The sequence below is a fragment of the Streptomyces sp. R-07 genome, from assembly GCF_049913175.1.
Taxonomy (GTDB): domain Bacteria; phylum Actinomycetota; class Actinomycetes; order Streptomycetales; family Streptomycetaceae; genus Streptomyces.
Genome location: NZ_CP183978.1, coordinates 1,446,839 through 1,472,331 on the forward strand (window position 1 = coordinate 1,446,839; position 25,493 = coordinate 1,472,331).

Genomic DNA, 25,493 nt, shown 5'->3' on the forward strand with positions numbered 1-25,493 from the left:
CTGAACCTTACGCAGCTTTCGGGTGGGGTTTCGCGTCGTGACGGAAAGGGGTGGCCGCCGAATACGTTCGGCGACCACCCCTTTTCGGCCAGTGAGCCCTCAGGGAGTCACGAGGGCTCAGCGACGGCTACTGCGGCGCGAGCTTCTCCACGAGGCCGGGGTTCCGGTCCAGCCAGGTGCGGACGGCCTGCTGCTCCTTGCCCTTGCCGGTCTCCTGGATGACGGCTTCGAGGTCCGTGAGCTGCTTCTCGGTCAGCTTGAAGTTCTTCAGCCAGGCGCCGACCTCGGGGTTCTCGGCGGCGAACCCCTTGCGGGCGAGGGTGTGGATGCCGTCGCCCTTGCCCCAGGAGCCCTTGGGGTCGTCGAGCTTCTTCAGGTCGTGGGCGGAGTAGGCCCAGTGCGGGGACCAGAGGGTGACGGCGACGGGTTCCTTGCGCTCGTAGGCGCGCTTCAGCTCGGCGAGCATGCCGGGCGTGGAGCCGTCGACGACCTTGTACTCGCCCTCGAGGCCGTACTCCTTGAGGACCTTGTCCTTGAGGATGCCCATCATTCCGGCGCTGGGCTCGATGCCGACGATCCGGCCCTTGAACTGTCCGGCCTTCCCCTTGAGGTCGGCGAGGGAGTCGACGCCCTTCACGTACGAGGGGACGGAGAGCTCCAGGGACGTGGGGCCGTACCAGGAGCCGAGGTCCTCCAGCTTGTTCTGGTACTTCTCCCAGTACTGGGCGTGGGTGACGGGGAGCCAGGAGTCGGTCTGGAAGTCGAGCTGCCCGCCGGCCAGACCGGTGTAGAGCGCGCCGGCCTCCAGCTGCTTGGTCTCGACCTCGTAGCCGCGGCGCTCCAGGAGCTCCTTCCACAGGTACGTGGAGGCGATGCCCTCGTCCCAGGGGATGTAGCCGATGGTGACCTTCTTGCCGTGGCCGCCGTTCGGGCCCGAGGCGGTGGTGGAGGTCGCGCCGCCGGAGCCGAGGAAGCCCATGCCGCCGGCGACGAGGGCGAGGACGACGACGCCGACGAGGGCGGCGACGGGCTGCGGGCGGTGGGCCCAGAGCTTCGCGCCGGGCCGCTTCGCGCCGAGCGCGGCGCGGGCCTTGGCGGCGGCGCGGCGGCCCAGCGGGGAGACCTGCCGGCCGAGCGCGCCGGTCATCCGGTCCAGGTACATGGCGAGGACGACGATGGAGACGCCGGCCTCGAAGCCGAGGCCGATGTCGACGTTGCCGATGGCGCGGTAGACGGCGCCGCCGAGACCGCCGCCGCCGACCATGCCGGCGATGACGACCATGGAGAGGCCGAGCATGATGACCTGGTTGACGCCGGCCATGATCGTCGGCAGGGCGAGCGGCAGCTGGACGCGCAGCAGCGTGTTGCGCGGGGTGGTGCCGAACGCCTCGGCGGCCTCGACGAGTTCGCCGTCGACCTGGCGGATGCCGAGCTCGGTCATGCGCACGCCGGGGGGCAGCGCGAAGACGATGGTGGCGATGATGCCGGGGACCACGCCGACGCCGAAGAAGATGATGCCGGGGATCAGGTAGACCATCGCGGGCATGGTCTGCATGAAGTCGAGGACGGGCCGCAGGACCGCGCTGACGGTCTTCGAGCGGGCCGCCCAGATGCCGAGCGGGACGGCGATCACCAGGGTGACGAGGGTGGCGACGAGGACGAGGGAGAGCGTCGCCATGGCCTCGTCCCACAGCTGGACCGAGTCGACGAGCGCGAAGCCCGCGAAGGCCAGGACGCCGGCGGCGAGGCCGCGCAGCCACCAGGCGACGACGGCGAGGATGCCGGCGAAGAGCAGCGGCTGGGGTGCGGACAGGACGGCGTCGATGCCGTCGTAGAGGCCGGTGACGCCGGTGCTGATGGCGTCGAAGAGCCAGGAGAACTGGGCCTGGAGCCAGTCGACGGAGCTGTCGACCCACTGGCCGAGGGGGAGCCTAGGCACGGGCGGTCACCTCCTCCTTCGCGAGACCGCCCATGACGGCGAGGAGCCTGTCCTGCCGTACGACTCCGAGGACGGAGCCGTCGGTGTCCTCGACGGTCACGGGGTGCGGGGCCAGGGCGGCGACGGCGCACAGGTCGGCGACGAGCGTGTCGGGTCCGACGGCCCGGCAGGCGCAGTCGTCGGCGCAGTCGGCCGGGGCGACGGCGTCCGTCATGACGGCGGCGGCGGTGAGCACCCGGGAGCGGTCGACGTCCTGGATGAAGGAGGCGACGTAGTCGTCGGCGGGGCGGACGAGGATGTCCTCGGCGGTGCCGAGCTGGACGATCCTGCCGTCGCGCATGACGGCGATCCGGTCGCCGAGGCGCATCGCCTCGTTGAGGTCGTGGGTGATGAAGACGATGGTCTTCTTCAGCCGCTGCTGGAGCACGAGGAGCTGGTCCTGCATGTCGCGGCGGATCAGCGGGTCGAGCGCGCTGAAGGACTCGTCCATCAGGAGCAGGTCGGCGTCGGTGGCGAGGGCGCGGGCCAGGCCGACGCGCTGCTGCATGCCGCCGGAGAGCTCGTCGGGCCAGGACTTCTCCCAGCCGGCGAGGCCGCACAGTGCGAGGGCCTCGGCGGCGCGGGGCTCGCGCTCGGCGCGGGGCACGCCCTGGACCTCCAGGCCGTAGGCGGCGTTCTCCAGGACGTTTCGGTGCGGGAAGAGCGCGAAGTGCTGGAAGACCATGCTGATCTTGGTGGAGCGGACCGCGCGCAGCTCGCGGGGGGAGAGCGCGGTGAGGTCGTGGCCGTCGTAGAGGACCCGGCCCGCGGTGGGTTCGAGCAGGCCGTTGAGCATGCGGAGCAGGGTGGACTTCCCGGAGCCGGACAGGCCCATCACGACGAAGATCTGGCCGGGTTCGACGGTGAAGCCGGCGTCGACGACGGCGGCGGTCGTCCCTTCGGCGCGCAGCTCCTCGCGGTCGGCGCCGTCGGCGAGCCTGCGGACGGCTTCGTCGGGTCGTCTGCCGAACACCTTGTACAGGTGGTCGGCCTGGAGCCTGGACACATACACCTCACGGGTAGCAATGAAGAACGGCCCCACCACCCCCGCGCGGCCGGGCCGTGGAGCGGGCGGGATCGGCCCGCGGGCCCGTCGCGTACGGGGATCCTTTTCGTTGAATTCCGTACCGGGTTCCGCTCCGGGCTCGCGCCTGCCCGGCTTCACAGGATGCAAACGCAAAGGTGACGGGGGTCACGCAACCGTCCTGGAGAAGGGCGGGCCGGGGCGGCCTGTCGCTCGGAGGGGACTGTCGGTGGGGTGCGGCATGATCGGGGTGTGACGCGACGCCTGATGCTCCTCGACACCGCCAGCCTCTACTTCCGCGCGTACTTCGGCGTGCCGGACTCCGTCCGGGCGCCGGACGGCACCCCGGTGAACGCCGTGCGCGGGCTGCTCGACTTCATCGCCCGGCTCGTCCAGGACCACCGCCCCGACGATCTGGTGGCCTGCTGGGACGAGGACTGGCGGCCGCAGTGGCGGGTGGACCTGATCCCCTCGTACAAGGCGCACCGGGTGGCCGTGGAGACGGAGACGGGCCCGGACGAGGAGGAGATCCCGGACACGCTGTCCCCGCAGGTGCCGGTGATCGAGGAGGTCCTGGCGGCGCTCGGCATCGCGCGGGTCGGGGCGGCGGGATACGAGGCGGACGACGTGATCGGGACGCTCGCGGGCCGCGCCGGGGGACCCGTGGACATCGTCACCGGCGACCGCGACCTGTTCCAGCTGGTGGACGACGCCCGGGGCGTGCGCGTGCTGTACCCGCGCAAGGGCGTCGGCGACTGCGACCTGGTGGACGACGAGCTGATCCGCACGAAGTACGGGGTGCGGCCCGAGCAGTACGCGGACTTCGCGGCGCTGCGCGGGGACGCGAGCGACGGGCTGCCCGGGGTGAAGGGCATCGGCGAGAAGACGGCGGCCCAGCTGATCACGGAGTACGGGGACCTGGCGGGCGTCCGGGCGGCGGCGGAGGACCGGACGTCGAAGCTGACGCCGGCGAAGCGGCGCGGGATCGTGGAGGCGGCGGCCTACCTGGACGTGGCGCCGACGGTGGTGCGGGTCGCCGCCGACGTGCCGCTTCCCGACTTCGACGCGGCCCTGCCGGCCGCTCCCCGCGACCCGGCGGCCCTGGAGGCGCTGGTGAAGCGCTGGGGTCTGGGCGGCGCCGTCGGGCGTCTGCTGCCGGTCCTGGAGCGCTGACGGGACGGGATCTTCCGACCGGACCGGGCCCCTCTTGCCACGGGATGCTAGCTTAGGCATACCTAAGTACGCAGAGTCAGGAGAGCCCGTCGTGGCAGAGCAGCCGGCCCGCAAGGCACCGAAGGCCACCGAAGCGCGCGTGGTGCACACCGAGCGGATCACTCCGCACATGGTGCGGGTCGTGCTGGGAGGCCCCGGGCTCGAGGGCTTCGAGGCCGACACGTACACCGACCACTATGTGAAGCTGCTCTTCACCCCGGAGGGCGTCACCTACCCGGAGCCCTTCGACATGGAGCGGATCCGGGCGGAGTTCCCCCGCGACCAGTGGCCGACGACGCGGACGTACACCGTGCGGGCCTGGGACCCGGTCCACCACGAGCTGACCATCGACTTCGTGGTCCACGGCGACGAGGGCCTGGCGGGCCCGTGGGCCGCGCGCGCCCAGGCCGGCGAGACGGTGCGCTTCCTCGGCCCCGGCGGCGGCTACACCCCGGACCCGGCGGCGGACTGGCACCTGCTCGTGGGCGACGAGAGCGCGCTGCCCGCGATCGCGGTGGCCCTGGAGCAGCTGACCGAGGGCGCGCGGGCGCACGTCCTGATCGAGGTCGCGGACGCGGCCGAGGAGCAGAAGCTCGCGACGGGGACGGGCATCGACGTGACCTGGCTCCACCGGGGCGACCGCCCGGCGGGCGAGGCGCTGGTCGAGGCGGTCACGGCCCTGGACTTCCCGGCGGGCGACGTCCACGCCTTCGTCCACGGCGAGGCGGGCTTCGTGAAGGAGCTGCGCCGACACCTGCGCCTCGACCGGGGCGTGGCGCGCGAGCGCCTGTCGATCTCGGGCTACTGGCGCCTGGGCAAGTCGGACGAGGCGTGGCGCGCGATCAAGCGCGAATGGAACGACCAGGTGGAGCGCGAGCAGGAGAACTGAGAGAAGAGCCCGGGGCGGCAAAAGCCCCGGGCTCTTTTTCACGACTGCGGGGCGCTTTGAGCGACCACGGGGGGCGTGTTGGGACCGCCGGGGGCCCTGGCGACCGCAGGGCGTCTTGACCGCCGGGGGCCCTGACGACCGCAGGGCGTCTTGACCGCCGGGGGCCCTGACGACCGCAGGGCGTCTTGACCGCCGGGGGCCCTGACGACCGCAGGGCGTCTTGACCGCCGGGGGCCCCTGAGTGACCGCAGGGCGTCTCGGGACCGCCGGGGGCCCTGAGCGACCGCAGGGCGTTGCGTGGCCGCAGGGCCCTTTCACGACCTCAGAGCACCTTGTGCGACCGGCAAGGTGCTGGGCGACCGGGGCAGGGCGCTGGGCGACCGACAGGGCCCCTTTTCACGACCTCAGGGCGTCTTTAACGTGACCGCCCGGCCGCGTGGGCGACCGGCAAGGCCCCTTCACGGCCTCAGGACGCCTCTGCGTGACCGCCCCCGGCACGGGCCCCGCCCGGCGCCCCGCGTCACCCGCCTCGCGTCACCCGCCTACGTCGCCCGGCCGAACATGCGGTCCGAGGCGTCCACCTGGGCCAGGCGCCGCAGGGCGGAGAAGATCGCGTCGCCGAGGACCGTGCCGACGACCACGCTCTCGACGAGTTCCTCCCGCGCCACGTGGTGCGCCACGTAGTCCAGGTCCGCCCGCGCCACCCGCTCCGCCGCGTCCGCGTACGCGTCCAGGACCTCGACGAACGCGCCATGGCCGACCTCGTCGAGTGCCGCGAGGGCCGTCGCGAGCGCCTCCGCCGCCGGGGCGGCAGGGTGCGCGCGCCAGCCGCGCGCCTCGATCAGCGCGGCGACCCGCTTCCGCGCCTCCTCGATCCCGTCGCCCGGTTCACGTTCGTAGCGCGGCACCATCCGGCTGGCCGCCGCGCCCAGCACCTTGTGGACCGACTGCTCCGGGTCGTCGACCGCGATGACCACCTCGCGGATCCCCGCCACCGACAGGCCCCCCACATCGAGGAGCGCCCGGATCAGGCGGAGCCGCTGCACGTGGGTCTCCCCGTACGAGGCCTGGTTGGGGCTGGTCAGCTCTCCGGCGGGCAGCAGCCCTTCCCGTACGTAGAACTTGATCGTGGGCACGGACACCCCGGTCCTGCGACTCAACTCTCCGATGCGCACCGCGCGTTCACCTTCCCGGTCCTTCTACGGCCTTGCCGACCGACACCCCCATCATAGATAGTGGCGCTATCAGATAGTGGCGAGTGCCACTATCTATACCTTCCCACGGGGGGATCCGTATGTCTTCGCCGAACGCACCCACCGCGCCCGCCCCACTCGCCCTGCCGACCCGGCTGCACCGCCCACTGGTCTGGTTCGCCGCCTCGATGGGCCTCCTCGCCCTCGTCTCCGCCGTCGGTCTGGTCGTCGACGACCGGATCCTGGTCGGCGTCCCGATCTGGACCAAGCCGTTCAAGTTCTCGGTCTCGTTCATCGCCTACGCGCTCTCACTGGCCTGGATGCTCTCGCTGCTCCCCCGCGGCCGGCGGGTGGGATGGTGGGCCGGGACGGTGGTCACCGTGGCGAGCACGATCGAGATGGTGCTCATCACCCTCCAGGTGATCCGGGGCACCCGAAGTCACTTCAATCAGGCGACGCCCTTCGACAGCGCCGTCTTCCAGATCATGGGCGCCACCGTCGTCGTGCTGTGGCTGGGCGCCCTGGCCATCGCGGTGCTCCTGCTCCGTGCCCGGATCCTCGACCGGGCCATGGCCTGGGCCGTCCGGCTGTCCTCCCTGATCGCCCTGGCGGGCGCCGCCGTCGGCTTCCTGATGGTCCGTCCGACGCCGGAGCAGCTGAAGGCCGACAACCCTCCGATCAGCGGCGCCCACAGCGTCGGCGTCCCGGACGGCGGCCCGTCCATGCCGCTCACCGGCTGGGCGACCACCGGCGGGGACCTGCGCATCGCCCACTTCTTCGGCATGCACGCGCTCCAGCTGCTCCCGCTGCTGCTGATCGTCCTCACCGCTCTCGCCGCCCGCTCAGCCCGCTTCCCCGGCTTCGCCCGCCTCGCCGACGAGCGGGTCCGGCTGCGCCTCACGCTCACGGCCTCGGCGGCGTACGCGGCGACCTTCGTCCTGCTGACCTGGCAGGCGCTGCGCGGCCAGGCGCTGTTCGCACCGGACGGCGCGACGCTCGCCGGCGCGGCGGCGATCGTGCTCCTGGGCGGCGCGGCCGCGGCACTGTCCCTCCGCACCACCACCGCCTCCACCACCCGCACCGAGGAGGTCGCGGCATGACCGGCTTCCTCTTCGAGCTGACGTTCCTCCTGGCGGCGCCGGTCTGGCTGCTCATGATCTTCGCGCCGCGCTGGCGGGGCACCGAACGGCTCGCGGCCTCCCCGCTGACCGTCCTGCCGCTCCTGGTCGTCTGGGCGGTGTTCGCGGCCCCCGTCCTGCCCGAGCTGTGGGCGGCGGTCAGCAGCCCCGACATCGACACCTTCCGCGAACTCACCGCGCTCGCGAACGGCGCCGGTGCGCTCTGGGCCCAGGTCATCGCCTGGGACCTCCTCCTCGGCCAGTGGATGTACCGCGAGGCCCGCCGCCTCTCGGTCCCGCCGCTCCTGATGGCCCCGCTGCTCCTCCTGACCATCCTCCTCTCCCCCGTCGGCCTGCCCCTGTTCCTGCTCGTCCGCGCGATCTGGATGGCGCGCACGACCCGACGGCCGGCACCGGCACCTGCACCGGCACCGGCACCGGCACCGGCACCGATGTGAGCGGCAGCAGCCGCCGGCCGGGCCGTCTACCCTGACCGGATGTCAGACACCGACCGCGCCGTGGGCGCCGTACTGGGTTCCGCCGTGGGAGACGCGCTGGGCGCGCCCTTCGAGTTCGGCCTGCCCGGCATGTTCCGGGAACGATTCCCGGACGGCGCCGGGGAGTTGTGCGGGGGCGGCGGCTGGGATCCGGGCGAGGCGACGGACGACACGCAGATGGCCGTCCTGCTCGGGGAGTCGCTCCTCGAACGGGGCGGTCTCGACCTCCCGGACGTCTTCGACCGCTTCCGGCGCTGGGCGGCGGCCGAACCCAAGGACATCGGACTCCAGACCGAGCAGGTGCTCCTCGGGGGCGACGCCTGGGACATCGCGGCCTCACTGCACTTCCAGGTCAACAGCCGCGCCGCCGGCAACGGTTCACTGATGCGCGCCTCGACCTCGGCCGTGTACTTCGCGGCGCGGGGGCGGGCGGAGACGATGGACGCCGCCCGCCGGATCGCCGCGCTGACGCACGGAGACGGCGCCGCCTGGGAGGGCACGGCGATCCTCCACGAGCTGGTGCGGGTCGCCCTCCTCGGCGATGACCCGCTCGCCGCCCTGCCCGCCACGCTGGCCGAGGTGGCCCCCGCGCACCGGGAGCGGTGGGCGAAGGTGCTCGCCCCCGCCTGGCACCCGGACGACGCGACCGAGTTCAACGGGGCGGTCTGGCCCTGCCTCGGCTCGGCGGTCTGGGCGCTGCGCGCCACCGACTCCTTCGAGGACGCCCTCGCCGCGGCGGTCGACCTGGGCGGCGACACCGACACGGTCGCCGCCGTGACCGGCACCCTCGCGGGCGCGGTGTACGGCTCCGCCGCCATCCCCGCCCGCTGGACGTCCCCTCTCCACGTCCCCCTCCCCGGCTCCGCCGGCCGGGTCCTGCGCGCCCCGGATCTGCGGGCCCTGGCCGAGGCCCTGTCCGCCGCGACGCGCTGAACCACCGGCCCGTCAGCTCACGGCCCGCTTCCGTGCCGTGAGCTGGAAGAGCCGCGCGGTGTGCATGTAGGGAGCGCGCGCGGTCGTGGCGAGCTCCAGTCGTTCGAGGTCGGCGTAGTACGCCGGCTCGTACTTGCGCGCGTCGTCGGTGAGGTAGTCGCAGAAGCTGCGGATGCCGTAGTGCCGCACGTCCCCGCAGCCGAGGTCCCCGAGGACCGGGATGATCTCCTCCGCCGTGTGGAGAGTCAGCTCGGAGTCGAACATCTCGTTCCGGAGCCGGTCCGAGTCGAGTGCGGCCAGGGCCGCGGCAGGGTCCAGTTCCCGCACGGCGACGTTCAGGGGCGCCGAGTGCCGGTTGATCGCCATCACGGAGAAGAGCCCTCCCTCCTTCAGCGGGGCGAGCGCCGTGGCGAGGGTGCCGGGCACGTCGTCCACGTACTGCAGGAGGTTGTGGCACAGCACCACGTCGAAGCCACCCGCGGCGACGTCCGCCGGCAAGGCGTTCACGTCGGCCCGGACACAGGTCACCCGCTCCGAGAGCCCCCTCCCCTTGGCTCTCGCCTCGGCGGCGGCCAGCATGGCCGGCGCGAGGTCGACGACGGTGACGTGGTGCCCGCGCGCGGCGAGCCGCATCGCGTCGCCGCCGTCGCCGCCCGCGAGGTCGAGGATCCGCAGCGGCCCGCCCTCCGGCCCGTCGTCGAGGTGGCGCATGAGGTTCGCCTCGGCGAGCGTGTAGCGGAGGCGGCCCCAGGGGGCGTCCTGCCATTCCTGCCAGGTGGCCATCGCGGTGTCGAACTTCTCGGGATCTTGAACCATTCCGCGACCCTAACCCACCTCATCGGCGCCCCGGCGGGCTCACTTCCGGGCGTGGACCGTGGCGAGGACGTCGCGGTCCGGCTGGAGTGTGAGGCTGGGCACCGGGAGGATCTCGTCCGTGGTGAGGTCCAGGTGGTAGCGGCGGGCCAGGACCGCGAGGACGAGGACCGCTTCGACGAGGGCGAAGCGGGTGCCGAGGCAGACGCGGGGGCCACCGCCGAAGGGGAACCAGGCGTACTCGGGTATCTCCTCGGCCGGTGCGCCGTCCTGCTCGATCCACCGCTCGGGGCGGAAGGCCTCGGCGTCCCCGTACCAGCGGGGGTCCCGGTGGGTCGCCCACTGGCTGGACCAGACGCGGGTGCCGGCGGGCACGGGCATGCCGCCGAGGGTGGCGCCCTCCTTGGCCAGGCCGGTGATCAGCCAGATCGTGGGGTACAGGCGGAGGGTCTCCTTGATGACCGCCTGGGTGTACGTCAGGGAGGAGTAGTCGTCGTAGCCCGGTTCGTGGTCGGCGAGCACCCGGTCGAGTTCCTCGGTGAGGGCCTCACGGACCCGGTGGTTGCGGGAGAGCAGGTACCAGGCCCAGACGAGGGTGGAACTCGTGGTCTCGTGACCGCCGATGTAGAGGGTGACGGTCTCGTCCCGGATCTCCTGGTCGGAGAGCGACGCACCGGTCTCGTCCCGGGCGGCGAGCAGGCGGCTCAGCAGGTCGGGACGTTCGGTCTCGCCGTCACGGTGCTGGGACACGACACGGGAGACCTCCGCGTCGATGACGGCGGTGGCGCGCTTGATCCGAGCACGTCCGGGGGTCGGGACCCAGTCCGGCAACACCGCTCCGATGCCGCTGAACTCGGCCCCGATCTCCTTCTGCGCGATGTCCATCGCCCGGCCGATGGCCTCGGCGTCGGCCGCCGTGTCGACGCCGAAGATGGTGCGGACGGCGATGAGCTGGGTGAGGGCGGCCATCTCCTTCTTGATGTCGACCCGCTGCCCGTCGCTCCACCGGTCCGCGAGGGCCACGGCGCATTCGGCCATGGTCGCCGCGTAGGAACGGACCTGCTTCGGGCGGACGGAGGGCTGCACCAGGGACCGCTTGCGCCGCCAGTCCGCGCCCTTGGAGACGATGACGCCGTCGCCGAGGAGCGTACGGAAGGCGATGCCGAGGTCGGGCTGGTCGAAGGTGCGCTCGACCTCGGTGAGGAGCTCGCCGACCGCGTCGGGGTGCGCGATGAACAGCGAGGGCTTTCCGCCGAAGCGCCAGCGGACGAAGTCCCCGCGCTCCCGGAGCTGTTCGAAGAAGGCGAGGGGGTTCTTGCCGAAGGCCGGCAGGTTCCCGAGGAAGGGCACGCCTCGCGGCCCCTCGACGACAACCGGAGCCGCCGACGCCGCTCCCCCTGCGCCTGCCTCCGCCCCCGTCGGCCCTCCCTCGTCCCGCGTCCCGGCATGCGGATGACCGGCTTGCGTGGTCATGTGCGTCCCCTCCCCAACTGACCTGCCCTGCTTGTGAGTCCATGCAAGCGGAAGGCCCGTGCACGCGCCACCCCTGTGGACAACCACCTGTGGACAACGCCTGTCGGCGGCATGCCAAGAGGCCCGCGGCGCGCACGCCACGGGCCCCTGCCAAAGAACCGTCAGCCCGTCAGCCCACCGAGCTGTAGGCCACGACACCGCGCAGCAGCGCGTCCACGGCCTTGCGGGCGTTCTTGGAGACCGTGCTGTTCTCCTTGGGCGCCGCCGCGGCGACCTGTCCGAGGACGTCGATGACCTGCTTGCACCAGCGGACGAAGTCGCCGGCGGGCATCTCCGCCTCGCGGAGCACCTCGTCGAGGCTCTTGTCCGAGGCCCACTGGTAGGCGGCCCAGGCGAAGCCGAGGTCGGGCTCGCGCTGCCCCACACCCTCCGCCTGGTTGATCTTGAACTCCTCTTCGAGGGCGTCCAGACGTCCCCAGATCTTCACCATCTCGCCGAGCGCCGCCTTGGCGTTGCCCGTGGGCAGCTTGGGCGCGACGGCGTCGTCGGCCTGACGCGCCTCGAACACCAGCGCCGAGACGCAGGCGGCGAGTTCGGCCGGGGTGAGGCCCTCCCACACACCGTCGCGAAGGCATTCGCTGGCCAGCAGGTCGAGTTCGCCGTAGAGCCGGGCGAGCCGCTTGCCGTTGTCCGTGACCTCGTTGCCCCGCAGGTAGTCGAGCTCGGTGAGGAGCGCGACGATGCGGTCGAAGGTGCGGGCGATGGTGTTGGTGCGGCCCTCGATGCGCCGCTCCAGCTGCTGGGTGTCGCGCTGGAGCCGGTGGTAGCGCTCGGCCCAGCGGGCGTGGTCCTCGCGCTCGTCGCAGCCGTGGCAGGGGTGCGCGCGGATCTCGGTGCGCAGCCGGGCGATCTCGCGGTCGTCGGCGGCCGCCGCGCGCTGCCTCTGGTGGCGCTCGGGGTTGATGTGCCCGGCCTTGCTCCGCAGGGCGGAGGCGAGGTCGCGGCGGGACTGCGGGGAGCGCGGGTTGAAGGACTTGGGGATCCTCATGCGCTCCAGTGCCTCGACCGGGACCGGGAAGTCGATGGAGGCGAGCCTCTTGACCTGCCGCTCGGCGGTGAGGACGAGGGGGCGCGGCCCGTCGTGGTGCTCGAAGCCGCGGTGGCCGTTGGTGCGGCCGGCCGGGATGCCGGGGTCGAGGACGAGGGCGAGGCCCGCGAACTTCCCGGTGGGGACGTGGATGACGTCACCGGGCTTGAGCTTCTCCAGGGAGCTCGCGGCCTGGGCGCGGCGCTGGGCGGCGCCCTGGCGGGCCAGTTCGGTCTCGCGGTCCTTGAGGTCGCGGCGGAGCCGCGCGTACTCCTCGAAGTCCCCGAGGTGGCAGGTCATGCCCTCCCGGTAGCCCTCGAGGCCTTCCTCGTTCCGCTGGACCTGGCGCGAGATGCCCACGACGGAGCGGTCGGCCTGGAACTGCGCGAAGGAGGTCTCGAGCAGCTCGCGGGAGCGGTGCCGGCCGAACCCTTCGACGAGGTTGACCGCCATGTTGTACGAGGGCTTGAAGCTGGAGCGCAGCGGGTACGTGCGCGTGCCGGCGAGTCCGGCGAGGTGCTCCGGGTCGAGGCCGCGTTGCCAGAGCACGACGGCGTGTCCCTCGACGTCGATGCCACGGCGTCCGGCCCGGCCGGTGAGCTGGGTGTACTCGCCGGGGGTGATGTCGGCGTGCTGCTCGCCGTTCCACTTGACGAGCTTCTCCAGGATGACGGTGCGCGCGGGCATGTTGATGCCCAGGGCGAGCGTCTCGGTGGCGAAGACGGCCTTGACCAGGCCCCGGACGAAGAGCTCCTCGACGACCTCCTTGAAGGTCGGGAGCATGCCGGCGTGGTGGGCGGCGATGCCCCGCTCCAGGGCTTCGAGCCACTCGTAGTAGCCGAGGACGTGGAGGTCCTCACCGGGGATGGCGGCGGTGCGCGCCTCGACGATCTCGCGGACGCGCTGGCGTCCGTCGTCGTCGTTGAGCCGGAGTCCGGCGTAGAGGCACTGCTGGACGGCGGCCTCGCAGCCGGCGCGGCTGAAGATGAAGGTGATGGCGGGCAGCAGCCCCTCGGCGTCGAGGCGCTCGATGACCTCGGGCCGGCCGGGCGTCCAGATCCGGGAGCGCTGGCGGCGCTCGCGCTCGCGGTCGGCCTCGCGGACCATCTTGCCGCGTCGCCGGTCGCGCGGGTTGTACGTGCGCGTGTTCTCGGTGCGGGCGAGGCGGAGGAGGTCGGGGTTGAGCTCGCGCCGGGACGCGCCGCGGCCGCCGTGGTCGGTCTCCTCCTCGAAGAGGTCGTACATCCGGCGTCCGGCGAGGACGTGCTGCCAGAGGGGTACGGGGCGGCTCTCCGAGACGATGACCTCGGTGTCGCCGCGGACGGTGTCGAGCCAGTCGCCGAACTCCTCGGCGTTGGACACGGTCGCGGAGAGCGAGACCAGGGTGACGGACTCGGGGAGGTGGATGATCACTTCCTCCCAGACGGCGCCGCGGAAGCGGTCGGAGAGGTAGTGGACCTCGTCCATCACGACGTACCCGAGGCCGGAGAGGGCCTGGGACCCCGCGTACAGCATGTTGCGGAGGACTTCGGTGGTCATGACGACGATCGGGGCGTCGCCGTTGACGCTGTTGTCGCCGGTGAGCAGGCCGACCTTGTCGGCGCCGTACCGCTTGACGAGGTCGGCGTACTTCTGGTTCGACAGCGCCTTGATGGGGGTCGTGTAGAAGCACTTGCGGCCCTGGGTGAGGGCGAGGTGGACGGCGAATTCGCCGACGATGGTCTTGCCGGAGCCCGTGGGCGCGGCGACGAGTACGCCCTTGCCCGCTTCCAGGGCCTGGCACGCCTCGATCTGGAAGGGGTCCAGACCGAACTCGTACATCTCGCGGAAAGGGGCCAGCGCGGTGGCCTGCTCGGCGTTGCGGGCGCGGGCGGCCGCGTACGCCTCGGCTGGTGTGAGGTCCTCTGTCATCTTGTTGTCGAGCCTACCCGCCACCTGTGACAGTGACGCGATCTTTATCGAGGGGATGCGGAAGGCCCGGCTCCGGGGGCTGTGGAGGCCTCCGTCCCCGGGGCTGCGGGGGCGGGAGCGAGGACGCGCAGGGCGCCCGGGACGCACTCCGCGGTGAGCGGCAGCGGGCCGAGCGGCTCGCCGTCGGCGTAGCCGGTGGTGCCGGGGGCGTCGAGGGTCAGGGAGCGCACCCGGTGGGTGGTGACCTTGGGGTGGTCGAGGTGGGTGCCCTTGTAGACCCGGGGGAAGACCTTGATCAGGGTGGTGCGGTCGCAGTCCCCGACGACCGTGACGTCGAGCAGTCCGTCATCCATGCGGGCGTCGGCGCAGATCCGCATGCCGCCGCCGTAGGAGGTGCCGTTGCCGACGGCGACGAGGGTGGCGTCGGTCTCCAGGACGCGCCCGTCGTCGAGGGTGAGGCGGTACGGGACGGGCCGGAAGGCGGCGAGCTCGGCGAGGATCGCGAGGTCGTACTTGAAGCGTCCGGCGGGGATGCGCATGCGGTTGCCCCGGTCGTTGACGCGGGAGTCGAAGCCGGATGCGAGGACGGTGCCGTACCAGCGGGTGCGGGTTCCGCTCGTCACGCGGCCGAGGTCCACGGCGCGGGCGCCCGAGCCCTTCAGGAGTCCGGCCGTGAGGCGGGCGGCGGCTGCCGGGTCGCGGACGGGCAGGCCGAGGGTGCGGGCGAAGTCGTTGCCGGTGCCGGCGGCGATGATCCCCAGGGGGGTGGTGGTGCCCGCGACGACCTGGAGCGCCAGGGAGATCATGCCGTCGCCGCCGACGGCGACGAGGGCGCGGGTGCCGTCGGCGACGGCCTCGCGCGCGCGTGCCAGGGCGTCGTCGGCGTCGAGCCCGAGGACGGTGCGGACGGAGAACCCTTCGTCCCTGAGCACCTGCGCGGCGGGCTGGGCGGCCTGGGCGGCGCGGCCGCGGCCGGCGGTGGGATTGACGAAGAGGGTGATGTCGCTGGTCATTGCGGGTCCCCCCGGACGGAGTCTGGGGGGACCCTACAAGATCAGGTGATGTCGTCGTAACCGTTGAGACGCTGCGCGCTCGTTCCACCGTGCTCGCCGGTGGCCTGCTCGGGCACGGCGCCGACGGCACTCACCGGTTCGACGGCCCCGACGGTCTCGGGGGTCAGGTCGAGCGAGGAGGCCTCGTCGTCGTCGAGCTCGGCGTCGGGGTTGTTGCGCTTGCGCCGCCGGTCGTTGAGGAGCGAGAAGCCGACGGCCCCGAAGTACAGGATGGTGATGGGACCGGCGAGGGCGAGCATGCCGATGGGGTCGGTGGTGGGGGTGATGACGGCGCCGAAGACGAAGACGCCCATGATCACACCGCGCCACCAGCCCGCCATGCGGCGGCCGCTGAGGACACCGGTCAGGTTGAGCATCACCAGGACGAGCGGGAGCTCGAAGGCGAGGCCGAAGACGAGCACCATGCGCAGGGTGAAGTCGAGGACGTCACCGAGCGAGAGGATGTTCGCGGAGCCCTCGGGCGTGAGGCTGATGAGGACCTTCACGCTGACGGGGAGGATGAGGTACGCGAGGTAGGCGCCGGCGGCGAACAGCGGCACGGCCGCGCCCACGAAGGCGTACGTGTACTTCTTCTCGTTCTTGTGCAGCCCGGGCGCGACGAAGGCCCACAGCTGGTACAGCCAGACGGGGCTGGCGACGACGAGGCCCGCCGTCAGGGACAGCTGGATCGTCGTGCTGAAGGGGGCCATCAGCGTGTTGAAGGAGACGATCGCGCAGTTGCCGCCGTTGCTGGCGACGTTCGGTCCGCAGGTGGGCACCGATTTCGTCAGGAACTGCATGAGCTCCTCGCTGTACACGAGGGCCACGATCGTCACCGCTGCGATGGCGAGGAGACCCTTCGCCAGTCGGTTGCGGAGTTCACGCAGGTGCTCCACGAGGGGCATCCGGCCCTCGGGGTCCTTCTCCTGCTTGCGGGCAGACTTGGGCAACCCACGTCCTCATCTCGTGCGGCAGGCCGCCGCCCGGTGCGGCGGCCGCGGCGGACCGGGTCAGCGCTTGGTGGTGTCCGACGGCTCGGTCACGGGACGCGCGCTGGTCACGTCGCCGGGAGCGGCCTGGATGGTGCGCGGGGCGGGCTCCTGCGTGCCGGCGTTCGGCGGGTCGGCGGGGGCGCTCTGCTGGTCGTCCGCCTTCATCGCCTTGGCCTCGCTCTTGAGGATGCGGGCCGACTTGCCCAGCGAGCGCGCCATGTCCGGGAGCTTCTTGGCGCCGAACAGGAGGATGACGACGACGAGGATGAGAATGATCTCGGTGGGGCCGAGCCTACCCATAGCTGTTTACCTTCTTCACCGAGGCGACATGGAGTGCTTGCCCGGCGGGTCGGACAGGCGTCCGGCCACCGCGCTGCCTGCGATCGTAACCCGCAGGAGTAAACGTGAGGCAATGCCCTTGCATACTCCCGATTGCGTCCAGCGAGCCCTGACCGGGGCCGCTTCCTGCAGCGTACGGCACGTGCTCAGCGGAGCGTCTCGCCGGTGCGGGCGAGGCCGACGGCGGCGGATTCGCCGGTGCGGGCGAGCCTGACGGCGGCGGTTTCGAGCTCTTCGGCGGCCTGCTGGATCCGCTCTGTGGTGTGGGCCACTTGACGCCCGAGGCGCTGGACCTCGAGGAAGACCTTGACGGCGAGGACACCGAGGACGGCGAGGCCGAGGAAGCCGAGGGCGATGGCGAGCATGGGCCAGAACATGTGCTGAGCCTAGACGCCGGCCACGTATGGGTCGTTCATACGGTGGTGTGGAGGCGCAGGGTCCGGACGCCGCCGCCCGTGAGGAGTTCGACGATGCGCTCCCCCGCGGGCTTGCGGACCGAGCTGCCGCACTCGGGGCAGGTGAAGGAGTAGAAGGTGGTGCGGCGGCTCGCCCCGATGGCGAGGCGCAGGGCACTCGCGGAGAGTTCGAAGCGCGAGCGGCAGTCGGGGCAGGCGGCCTTGAAGAGGACCGGGGCCATGGACGCCGCAAAACCGTGCATCGCGGACATCTCCCTCATCTCGCTCGACTCTGGCATCACGTCAGTAACAGCGTCCCCGGGGCGGGGAACGTCACACGCCCTCGTACGCGGCGAGCGCGGCGGCCGCCGCCGTCCTCGCGCTGTCGGCGAGCTCCGCCGGCGCGACGATCCGCCCGTCGCTGCCGAGCCGCAGCGCCAGCCTCCGCAGCGAGGCCGGGTCCGGCGTCCGCAGCGTGATCCGCAGCCCGCCGTCCTGCAGCTCCTCGGCCCGGTCGTGCGGGTAGTACTCGGCGACCCAGCGCCCACCGGGCCCCACCTCGACCACGACCTCCGGGTCGTCGGCGGACGGCTGGACCAGACCTGCGGAGAGATCGCGCAGCTCCAGCTCCGGCGGCGCCGCGTGCTCGTCGAGGATCCGGATCTCCGCGACCCGGTCGAGCCGGAAGGTGCGGCGCGCCTCGGAGAGCCGGCACCACGCCTCCATATAGGTGTGTCCGACGGCGAAGAGCCGGATCGGGTCGACCTCGCGCTCGGTGAGCTCGTCGCGCGCGGGCGAGTAGTAACGGACCCACAGCCGCCTGCGCTCCGAGATGGCCCGGTCGACCTCGGCGAAGACCCCGCCCTCGGACTCGAAGGTCACGGAGAGCCGGGCGCTGGCCCCGGCGGCCTCGCCGGCCGCCGCCTCCAGCTTGGCGGTGGCCCGCAGGAGGGCGTCCCGGTCGCTCTCGCGCAGCCCCGGCAGGGTGGCGACGGCCCGCGCGGCGACGAGCAGTGCGGTGGCCTCGTCGGCGGCGAGCCGCAGCGGCTCGGCGACGTCGTCGGGGTTGTGCCACCAGATCCGGTCGCCGTCGGTGTCGATGTCCAGGAGGTCGCCGCCCCGGAAGCTGGTGCCGCACATGGGCAGCACGTCCAGGTCGGAGATCAGCTCGTCCTCGGTGATCCCGAAGGCGCGCGCCACATCGGCGACGTGGGCGCCGGGGCGCTCACGGAGATAGGTGACGAGCGAGAGCATCCGCCTCGTCTGGTCGATCGCGTTGGCAGCCATGCGGTCCGTCTCCCCCTCAGCCCTTGGCCACGGCGCGCAGCCGCTCCACCACATCGGCCCGCAGATCGGCCGGTTCCAGTACGACGACGTCGGGGCCGAACTCGACGAGCCAGGCGTCGAGCCCGTGCCCGTACGGGATCTCCAGCTCGTCCCAGCCCTCGCCGCCCTCGGTCACGGACCGTGCCCGGGCCCGCAGCGGGTAGCCGCAGCCGGCCCGCAGCCGGATCCGCGCGGAGCGGGTGGCGGTCTCGCCTGCCCAGCTCTCGACGGTCTCCCGCACGGTCACGACGTCGGGCACGGGCGCGGTGAAGGCACCGGCCCGCGAGCGGACCTTCCCGGTGATCCGGGAGAGCCGGAAGACGCGCTCGGCGCCGCGGTCGCGGTCCCAGCCGGCCAGGTACCAGTGGCCGCGCCAGCATTCGAGGGTCCAGGGCTCGACCTGGCGGGTCTCCGGGCGGGCGGCGTTGGCCTTGCGGTAGTCGAAGGCGACGGTCCGGCGGTCGCGGCAGGCCAGCATGAGCGGCTCGAAGGCGGCCTCGTGGACCGGGATGCGCGGTTCGAGGGCGCTGGGCTGGATCTCGTACGAGTCCTCCGCCTCGGGCATGCCCGCGGCGCGGAGCTTCTGCAGGGCGCCGCTCGCGGCCCCGGCGAGGCGGGCCTGCTGCCACACCTTGGCGGCGAGGCCGAGCGCGGCGGCCTCCTCGGCGTCGAGGGTGATCGGCGGCAGCCGGTTGGAGTCGCGGCGGGCCAGGTAGCCGGTCTCGCCCTCCAGGTTCTCGACGGTCTCGATGACCAGACCGAGCTCCCGCAGGTCGTCCTTGTCACGCTCGAACATACGGTTGAAGGCGTCGTCCCCGCTCGCTTCGAGGTAGGCCTCGATGGAGCCGCGGAGTTCCCGCTTGCTCAGCGGGCGACGCGTCCCGAGCAGACACAGCGCGAGATTCATCAGCCGCTCGGACTTGGCAATCGCCATCGACGCCCCGCACCCTTCCGCCGGTTCCACTTCTCGGACGTCCGACCGTACCGCCCCGGGGTGTCGGGACAAAAGCCGAGGGCCCCCGCCATGGATGGCGGGGGCCCCGGAACGACCCGGAGGTCAGCCCTTCACGGCCACGAGGTCGCAGACGAAGATCAGCGTCTCGCCCGGGGCGATCGCGCTGCCGGCGCCACGGTCGCCGTAGGCGAGGCGCGCGGGGATGATCAGCTGGCGGCGGCCGCCGACCTTCATGCCCTGGACGCCCTGGTCCCAGCCCTCGATGACCTGGCCGACGCCGAGCTTGAACTCGAGCGCGTTGCCGCGGTTCCAGGAGGCGTCGAACTCCTCGCCGGTGGAGAAGGCGACACCCACGTAGTGGACCTGCACGAACTGGCCGGCCTTGGCGACTTCGCCGTCACCCTCCCAGAGGTCCTTGATCTCCAGGTCCTTCGGCGGCTCGCCACCCGGGAAGTCGATCTCGGGCTTCTCGATGCTCACTGAACTGCTCCTCAAACTGATGAACTGCGCGATGGTGAACCGCGCGAACGGGACAGTCTTACATCTTCGTCAGGATGTCCACGGCGAACACCAGCGTGGAGTTCTTCGGAATGCCCTGCTTCTCCTCGTTGCCGAACGCCTCCGACGGCGGGGCGACGATGAGGACGCGGCTGCCGATCTTCTTGCCGACGAGACCGTCCTTGAGGCCCTTCAGCGTGAGCTGCGGCAGCGGGAAGTTCGCGGGCTTGCCCGTGGTGTAGGTCGAGTCGAAGACCTTGCCGTCCTTCCAGAGGGCGGCGACGTAGTTCACGACGACCGTGTCGGTGGCCTTGACGGCCTCACCGTTGGCCTCGAGCACGTAGTTCGAGACGAGCTTGGTCGGCGGGTCCGTCTTCGGGACCGTCAGCGAGGGGGCCTTGCCGTCGGTGTTCGTACCGACCTTCGGCAGGTCCTTGTTGTCCTGGGCGACCGGGGTGCCCGTGGCGGACTTCGGGATCGTCACGGCCTTCAGGATGTCCACGACGAAGACCAGGGTCGCGTTCGGCTTGATGCTCGGCGGCGAGCCAGCCGCGCCGTAACCGAGCTCCGGCGGGATGCCGATCTCGATGCGGCTGCCGACCTTCTGGCCCTCCAGGCCCTGGTCCCAGCCCTTGATGACCTGACCGGCGCCCAGCGTCACGTCGAAGGGCTGACCGCGGTCGAAGCTGTTGTCGAAGGGGGTGGTGGAGTCCCAGGCCTGGCCCAGGTAGTTCACCTGGAGCGCGTCGCCCTTCTTCGTCACCGGGCCCGTGCCCTCACTGATGACGTTGACCTTGAGTTCCTTGGGCGGGTCGCCCTCGCCCTTGGCGAGGGTCGGCTTCTCCCCGAACTTCTGCCCCGCGGTGATGGTGGGCAGCCCGTTCGTCATCGAGGCGGAATCGGAGCCCTTGTCGTCGCTGCCGCACGCCGCTGTGGAGAGCAGCAGCAGTGGGACGACGAGAAGGCCGGCAAGTCGGCGCACGTGTTCCTCAGATCTCAGACGGCACAGTAGTTGTGCCGACACTCTAGGCGCTCCTCCTGTCACGTCGAGGGCCCCGCACGCCGAACGTGCGGGGCCCTGCCGACCGATACGACCTGCCTACATTCCGGCGATCAGCTTTTCCACCCGGTCGTCGACGGAGCGGAACGGGTCCTTGCACAACACCGTTCGCTGTGCCTGGTCGTTGAGCTTGAGGTGGACCCAGTCGACGGTGAAGTCCCGCCGCTGCTCCTGCGCACGGCGGATGAAGTCGCCGCGCAGCCGGGCCCGAGTGGTCTGCGGGGGCACCGACTTGCCCTCGAAGATCTTCAGGTCGTTGCAGATGCGGGCCGCCTGCCCGTTCTTCTGCAGCAGGTAGTACAGCCCGCGACGACGGTGGATGTCGTGGTAGGCGAGGTCTATCTGCGCGACCCTCGGGTTCGACATGGTCATGTTGTGCTTGGCCCGGTAGCGCTCGATGAGCCGGTGCTTCATGACCCAGTCGATCTCGGTCTCGATCCGGTCGAGCTGCTCGCTCTCGATCGCGTCGAGCGTCCGGCCCCACAGCTCCAGCACCTGGGCGACCGTGCCGGAGCGGATGCCGCGCCGGTCGACGAAGTCCACGGCCTTCTCGTAGTACTCGCGCTGGACCTCCAGGGCGGAGGCCTCGCGGCCGCTGGCGAGCCGGACCTTGCGCTGGCCCGTGATGTCGTGGCTGACCTCGCGGATCGCCCGGATGGGGTTCTCCAGGGTCAGGTCACGCATCACCGTGCCCGCCTCGATCATGCGGAGCACGAGGTCGGTGGCGCCGACCTTGAGCAGCATGGTCGTCTCGGACATGTTGGAGTCGCCGACGATGACGTGCAGCCGGCGGTAGCGCTCGGCGTCGGCGTGTGGCTCGTCCCTCGTGTTGATGATGGGCCGCGAGCGGGTGGTGGCCGAGCTGACGCCCTCCCAGATGTGCTCGGCACGCTGGGAGACGCAGAAGACGGCACCACGCGGGGTCTGGAGGACCTTTCCCGCGCCGCAGATGAGCTGCCGCGTCACGAGGAAGGGAATGAGGATGTCCGCGAGCCGGGAGAACTCCCCGTGGCGGGCGACGAGATAGTTCTCGTGGCAGCCGTAGGAGTTTCCGGCCGAGTCGGTGTTGTTCTTGAAGAGGTAGACGTCGCCCGCGATTCCCTCCTCGTGCAGGCGGCGTTCGGCGTCGACGAGCAGGCCCTCGAGAATGCGCTCCCCGGCCTTGTCGTGGGTGACCAGTTCGGTCACGTTGTCGCATTCCGGTGTGGCGTATTCCGGATGCGAACCCACGTCCAGGTACAGGCGGGCGCCGTTCCGCAGGAAGACATTGCTGCTGCGGCCCCATGACACGACACGGCGGAAGAGGTAGCGCGCCACTTCGTCAGGAGACAGTCGGCGCTGTCCCCTGAACGTGCACGTGACGCCGTACTCGTTCTCCAGCCCGAAAATGCGGCGGTCCATGTCTGAACATTACGCCTGACGGCGTGCGCTGAAACCGGGTTGGACGTTCCCGTTTCGATCATTTTCCGATCAGTGCGCGTTCTTTTCGGCGTGTACGGCGGTGGGGGCGGTCTCTCCGACGGCGTGTCGCGCGGCGGCGCCGGGACCGCCCGGCATGTCGGGGGCGGCGAGGACACGGCCGGTGGCGAGCAGTACGAGCAGCGCGACGAGACCGCCCGCGCCGGCCACGGCGAACCCGGCCACCGTTCCGGCCAGTTCGACCGCCGGTCCCGCGACGGCCGAGCCGAGGGCCGCGCCGACGCCGAAGGTGGTGACGAGCCAGGAGAACGCCTCGGTGACCGTGCCGCGCGGGGCGTGCCGGTCGACCACGATGAAGGCGCAGGCGAGGACGGGGGCGAGGAAGATCCCGGAGAGGACCGAGAGGCCGGTCATGGCGACGGGGCCGGGGGTGAGCATGAGCGGCAGGTAGCAGACCGCGAGGAGCCCCACGAGGACCCGCAGGCGCCGCTCGGGCGCTCCGGCCCACTGCCGGGCGCCGTAGACGACGCCGCCGGCCAGCGCGCCGAGTCCGAGCGCGGCCATCAGCCAGCCGTAGACGGACGGGGTGCCGCGGTCGTCGGCGTAGGCGACGGCGGCGACCGTGATGGAGCCGAGGGCGAGGCCGACGAAGAAGAACGAGCCCAGGAGGGCGAGGAGCCCGGGCGAGCGCAGGGCTCCCAGCCAGTGGGCCTCGCGGGGGGCGGAGCGCCAGGTGCGGGACGGCTCGGAGAGGACGACGGCGAGGGCGCCCAGGATCCCCAGGACGTTGATGACGAGGAGGGCGGCGGCGGGCGACCGCAGGGCGACCAGGAGCGTCACCAGGAGCGGGCCCACGGTGAACATGACCTCCTGGGCGACCGCGTCGAGGGCGTACGCCCGGTGGACGCGGTCCTCGCGGCCCAGGACGCTCGGCCACAGCGCGCGCAGGCCGCCCTCCAGGGGCGGGGTGAAGAGCCCGGCGATCACGACGGCGGCGTAGGCGAGGGCCAGGTGACCGATGCCGGTGAGGGCGAAGAGGGCCATGCCGAGCGCGGAGAGGACGGCGGCGGGCAGCTGGACGCGGGGCTGGCCCTTGAGGTCGACGGCCCGGCCGAGGAGCGGCTGTCCGATGGCGTTGGAGACGCCGTAGGCGGCGATCAGGCCGCCGGCCAGGGTGTAGCTGCCGCCCAGGTCCCGGACGAACAGGGTCATGGCGATGGGGCCGGTGCCGTTGGGCAGGCGCCCGATCAGGGTTCCGGTGAGCAGCCGGGCGGCGTGCGGTGCCCGGAGTATGTCGAGATAGCCGCCGTGCGCGGGGGCCTCGGTGGCCATGTCGCTCTCCCCTCACCTCGGAACCACGCCGAGGTTTTACGTATAACGTCCGGAGTCATACGTACCATGTCGGCGTGAACCGGGTCCACCCCGCGCCCACGACCCTCGACCACCGTCCCACGCGGAGGCTTCCCGTGCAGTCCCACGAACCCCTCGGGGGCACCCGCCCCACCAGCCGGGACGTGGCACGGGTCGCGGGGGTCTCCCAGGCCACCGTCTCCCTCGTCCTCGGCGACAAGTGGCGCGGACGCGTCTCCGAGCGCACCGCGGCAGCCGTGCGGGAGGCCGCGTCCGAGCTCGGCTACCGGCCCAACCTGGCCGCCCGCAACCTCCGGCTCGGGCGCACGCGCACGGCCCTGCTGGTCGTTCCGGCCCTCACCAACGAGTTCTTCGCCCACGTCTACACGGGCGCCGCCACCGCCGCGGCGGAGCACGGCTTCGGCGTCGTGCTCTACCCCTCCCCCGACGGCCTGGGCCCCGCCCGCGACCCCTTCGCGTCGGCGCAGGCCGCCCTCGACGGCGTCATCGCCTCCTCGATGGCGACCGACGCCCTGGAGGCCTTCCGGGGCGGCGACCTCCCGCTCGTCATGCTCGACAGCGACCCGGCCGACCCGGGTGCCGCCGCCCATGTGAACCTCGACGTAGCCGACGGCATGCGCCGGGTGACCGACCACCTGCTCGCCCTCGGCCACCGCCGCTTCCTCCACCTCGCGTCCGCGGCCCCGTCCTGGACCTTCGACGTACGGGCCGAGGTGCTCTCCCACGCCCTGCGCGGCGCGGACGTGCGCACCGTGCGATCGCCGCTGAACGCCGCGGACGCCTGGGAGGCCGCCGGTACGGCCCTCGCCGCTCCCGGCGCCCGGCCCACCGCGGTGATCTGCGACGACGACATCCTCGCGGCCGGCGTCTGCAAGGCCGCGCGCCGGCTCGGCCTGCGGGTCCCCGAGGACCTCTCGGTCACCGGCTTCGACGACATGGCCCTGGCGACCGTGCTGGAGCCCGAGCTGACCACGGTCCGGCTGCCCGCGGAGGAGTTCGGCCGGCGGGGCATGGAGGCGCTCCTCGCCGTTCTCGCGGGCGAACAGGCCCCGCCGGTCACCCTGCCCGTGGCCCTCGTCCCCCGCGGCTCTTCGGGCCCCGCACCGGCCTCCTGAGCCCGGAAAAGCCCGAGGGGCCCCGGTCCACACGGACCGGAGCCCCTCGGGGGCGGAACCGACTACTCCTCGGGAGCCTCGTCCGAAGGCTCGTCCGTCTTCGTCGCCGCCGCGTTGTCCGCCTCCAGGAGACGCGACAGCTGGCGGCCGACGATCCGCTTGAACTTGCGCTGCTGCGGACGCGTACGGTCCAGGACCGCCACCTCCAGGCGCTCCGCGGGGATCTCCCGCTCGGTGCCGTTGGTGTCCCGCGACAGCGCCTGCACGGCCAGCTTCAGGGCCTCGGCCAGCGACATGCCGTCCCGGTGCCGCTGGTCCAGGAAGGAGCTGATCTGCTCCGCGTTCCCGCCGACCGCGACCGAGCCGTGCTCGTCCACGATCGAGCCGTCGTGCGGCAGCCGGTAGATCTGGTCGCCCTCCGGCTCGGAACCGACCTCGGCGACGACCAGCTCCACCTCGTACGGCTTCTCCCCCGCGCTGGAGAAGATCGTGCCCAGGGTCTGGGCGTAGACGTTGGCCAGGCCCCGCGCGGTGACGTCGTCCCGGTCGTAGGTGTAGCCCCGCAGGTCGGCGTAGCGCACACCGCCGATGCGGAGGTTCTCGTACTCGTTGTACTTGCCGGCGGCCGCGAAGCCGATCCGGTCGTAGATCTCGCTGAACTTGTGCAGGGCACGGGACGGGTTCTCACCGACGAAGACGATGCCGTCGGTGTACTGGAGGACGACCAGACTGCGGCCGCGGGCGATGCCCTTGCGGGCGTACTCGGCCCGGTCGGCCATGGCCTGCTGGGGTGAGACATAGAACGGCGTGGACACCGGCTACCGTCCCTTTCTTCCGGTCTGA

24 protein-coding genes are annotated in these 25,493 nt (G+C 71.9%); 6 read left to right on the plus strand and 18 right to left on the minus strand.

Going from position 1 to position 25,493, the window contains the following annotated elements:
- Nucleotides 1–127: 127 nt before the first annotated feature.
- Both ACN9M0_RS06460 and ACN9M0_RS06465 read right to left on the minus strand, forming a co-directional pair.
- Nucleotides 128–1,939, minus strand: coding sequence for an ABC transporter permease/substrate binding protein (locus tag ACN9M0_RS06460; protein WP_426403268.1), 1,812 nt, complete (start codon nucleotides 1,937–1,939; stop codon nucleotides 128–130).
- A complete protein-coding gene (locus ACN9M0_RS06465; protein WP_426403269.1) occupies nucleotides 1,932–2,984 on the minus strand; it encodes a quaternary amine ABC transporter ATP-binding protein in 1,053 nt (350 codons plus the stop codon). The genes ACN9M0_RS06460 and ACN9M0_RS06465 overlap by 8 nt, the downstream gene beginning before the upstream one ends.
- Nucleotides 2,985–3,269: 285 nt before the next feature.
- Here ACN9M0_RS06465 and ACN9M0_RS06470 point away from each other — a divergent pair, with 285 nt between their 5' ends.
- The gene (locus tag ACN9M0_RS06470; RefSeq protein WP_366041181.1) at nucleotides 3,270–4,175 is read left to right on the plus strand and encodes a 5'-3' exonuclease; all 906 of its coding nucleotides are present in this window, start codon (nucleotides 3,270–3,272) and stop codon (nucleotides 4,173–4,175) included.
- A gap of 91 nt (nucleotides 4,176–4,266) precedes the next feature.
- The gene (locus ACN9M0_RS06475) at nucleotides 4,267–5,103 is read left to right on the plus strand and encodes a siderophore-interacting protein (RefSeq protein ID WP_426403270.1); all 837 of its coding nucleotides are present in this window, start codon (nucleotides 4,267–4,269) and stop codon (nucleotides 5,101–5,103) included.
- A 542-nt stretch (nucleotides 5,104–5,645) separates the two neighbouring features.
- Here the strand turns inward: ACN9M0_RS06475 and ACN9M0_RS06480 are convergent.
- Nucleotides 5,646–6,278 (minus strand): MerR family transcriptional regulator, encoded by a 633-nt coding sequence (locus tag ACN9M0_RS06480; RefSeq protein ID WP_366041156.1) that lies wholly within the window; start codon nucleotides 6,276–6,278, stop codon nucleotides 5,646–5,648.
- A 206-nt stretch (nucleotides 6,279–6,484) separates the two neighbouring features.
- On the opposite strand from ACN9M0_RS06480, the gene ACN9M0_RS06485 reads away from it, so the two are divergent.
- Genes ACN9M0_RS06485 through ACN9M0_RS06495 form a run of 3 tightly spaced genes read left to right on the plus strand, consistent with a single transcriptional unit; the run spans nucleotide 6,485 to nucleotide 8,844 of the window.
- The gene (locus ACN9M0_RS06485) at nucleotides 6,485–7,396 is read left to right on the plus strand and encodes a hypothetical protein (RefSeq protein ID WP_399698009.1); all 912 of its coding nucleotides are present in this window, start codon (nucleotides 6,485–6,487) and stop codon (nucleotides 7,394–7,396) included.
- Nucleotides 7,393–7,872 carry an ABA4-like family protein gene (locus tag ACN9M0_RS06490; RefSeq protein WP_426403271.1) on the plus strand — a complete coding sequence of 160 codons (480 nt, stop codon included), beginning with the start codon at nucleotides 7,393–7,395 and terminating at the stop codon, nucleotides 7,870–7,872. Before ACN9M0_RS06485 ends, ACN9M0_RS06490 begins: the two co-directional genes overlap by 4 nt.
- A 39-nt stretch (nucleotides 7,873–7,911) precedes the next feature.
- Nucleotides 7,912–8,844, plus strand: a complete 933-nt coding sequence (locus ACN9M0_RS06495; protein ID WP_426403272.1) for an ADP-ribosylglycohydrolase family protein — start codon at nucleotides 7,912–7,914, stop codon at nucleotides 8,842–8,844.
- 12 nt (nucleotides 8,845–8,856) lie between these two features.
- On the opposite strand, the gene ACN9M0_RS06500 is transcribed toward ACN9M0_RS06495, so the two are convergent.
- The 14 genes from ACN9M0_RS06500 to ACN9M0_RS06565 form a co-directional block, all read right to left on the minus strand.
- On the minus strand, nucleotides 8,857–9,660 hold the full coding sequence (locus tag ACN9M0_RS06500) for a methyltransferase domain-containing protein (RefSeq protein WP_366041159.1): 804 nt from the start codon (nucleotides 9,658–9,660) through the stop codon (nucleotides 8,857–8,859).
- A 39-nt stretch (nucleotides 9,661–9,699) separates the two neighbouring features.
- Nucleotides 9,700–11,130, minus strand: coding sequence for a cytochrome P450 (locus ACN9M0_RS06505; protein WP_426403273.1), 1,431 nt, complete (start codon nucleotides 11,128–11,130; stop codon nucleotides 9,700–9,702).
- A gap of 169 nt (nucleotides 11,131–11,299) precedes the next feature.
- The gene (locus tag ACN9M0_RS06510; RefSeq protein ID WP_366041161.1) at nucleotides 11,300–14,128 is read right to left on the minus strand and encodes a DEAD/DEAH box helicase; all 2,829 of its coding nucleotides are present in this window, start codon (nucleotides 14,126–14,128) and stop codon (nucleotides 11,300–11,302) included.
- A 44-nt stretch (nucleotides 14,129–14,172) separates the two neighbouring features.
- On the minus strand, nucleotides 14,173–15,141 hold the full coding sequence (locus ACN9M0_RS06515) for a diacylglycerol kinase (RefSeq protein WP_426403274.1): 969 nt from the start codon (nucleotides 15,139–15,141) through the stop codon (nucleotides 14,173–14,175).
- A 41-nt stretch (nucleotides 15,142–15,182) separates the two neighbouring features.
- A complete protein-coding gene (gene tatC / locus ACN9M0_RS06520; protein ID WP_366041183.1) occupies nucleotides 15,183–16,085 on the minus strand; it encodes a twin-arginine translocase subunit TatC in 903 nt (300 codons plus the stop codon).
- Nucleotides 16,086–16,190: 105 nt separating this feature from the next.
- Complete coding sequence (gene tatA, locus ACN9M0_RS06525) at nucleotides 16,191–16,472, minus strand: Sec-independent protein translocase subunit TatA (RefSeq protein WP_366041163.1); 282 nt, start codon at nucleotides 16,470–16,472, stop codon at nucleotides 16,191–16,193.
- A gap of 185 nt (nucleotides 16,473–16,657) precedes the next feature.
- Complete coding sequence (locus ACN9M0_RS06530) at nucleotides 16,658–16,888, minus strand: hypothetical protein (RefSeq protein ID WP_426403275.1); 231 nt, start codon at nucleotides 16,886–16,888, stop codon at nucleotides 16,658–16,660.
- Between the two features lie 35 nt (nucleotides 16,889–16,923).
- Entirely contained in the window at nucleotides 16,924–17,187 is a 264-nt protein-coding gene (locus tag ACN9M0_RS06535) for a hypothetical protein (RefSeq protein WP_189804517.1), read from the minus strand.
- A 52-nt stretch (nucleotides 17,188–17,239) separates the two neighbouring features.
- Nucleotides 17,240–18,193 carry a helix-turn-helix transcriptional regulator gene (locus ACN9M0_RS06540; RefSeq protein WP_426403276.1) on the minus strand — a complete coding sequence of 318 codons (954 nt, stop codon included), beginning with the start codon at nucleotides 18,191–18,193 and terminating at the stop codon, nucleotides 17,240–17,242.
- Nucleotides 18,194–18,209: 16 nt separating this feature from the next.
- Nucleotides 18,210–19,166 carry a helix-turn-helix transcriptional regulator gene (locus tag ACN9M0_RS06545; RefSeq protein WP_366041166.1) on the minus strand — a complete coding sequence of 319 codons (957 nt, stop codon included), beginning with the start codon at nucleotides 19,164–19,166 and terminating at the stop codon, nucleotides 18,210–18,212.
- Nucleotides 19,167–19,289: 123 nt separating this feature from the next.
- Entirely contained in the window at nucleotides 19,290–19,667 is a 378-nt protein-coding gene (locus ACN9M0_RS06550) for an FKBP-type peptidyl-prolyl cis-trans isomerase (RefSeq protein WP_366041167.1), read from the minus strand.
- 58 nt (nucleotides 19,668–19,725) lie between these two features.
- The gene (locus tag ACN9M0_RS06555) at nucleotides 19,726–20,667 is read right to left on the minus strand and encodes an FKBP-type peptidyl-prolyl cis-trans isomerase (RefSeq protein WP_366041168.1); all 942 of its coding nucleotides are present in this window, start codon (nucleotides 20,665–20,667) and stop codon (nucleotides 19,726–19,728) included.
- Nucleotides 20,668–20,784: 117 nt separating this feature from the next.
- The gene (pafA, locus tag ACN9M0_RS06560) at nucleotides 20,785–22,146 is read right to left on the minus strand and encodes a Pup--protein ligase (protein ID WP_017241694.1); all 1,362 of its coding nucleotides are present in this window, start codon (nucleotides 22,144–22,146) and stop codon (nucleotides 20,785–20,787) included.
- A 69-nt stretch (nucleotides 22,147–22,215) separates the two neighbouring features.
- The gene (locus ACN9M0_RS06565; RefSeq protein WP_426403277.1) at nucleotides 22,216–23,496 is read right to left on the minus strand and encodes an MFS transporter; all 1,281 of its coding nucleotides are present in this window, start codon (nucleotides 23,494–23,496) and stop codon (nucleotides 22,216–22,218) included.
- 134 nt (nucleotides 23,497–23,630) lie between these two features.
- Between ACN9M0_RS06565 and ACN9M0_RS06570 the strand changes: the two genes are divergently transcribed.
- Nucleotides 23,631–24,650: a LacI family DNA-binding transcriptional regulator gene (locus ACN9M0_RS06570; protein ID WP_426405285.1), complete on the plus strand. Its 1,020-nt coding sequence runs from the start codon at nucleotides 23,631–23,633 to the stop codon at nucleotides 24,648–24,650.
- A gap of 62 nt (nucleotides 24,651–24,712) precedes the next feature.
- Here ACN9M0_RS06570 and prcA read toward each other — a convergent pair whose 3' ends face one another.
- Entirely contained in the window at nucleotides 24,713–25,465 is a 753-nt protein-coding gene (gene prcA, locus ACN9M0_RS06575) for a proteasome subunit alpha (RefSeq protein WP_365223025.1), read from the minus strand.
- Between the last annotated feature and the right edge of the window lie 28 nt (nucleotides 25,466–25,493).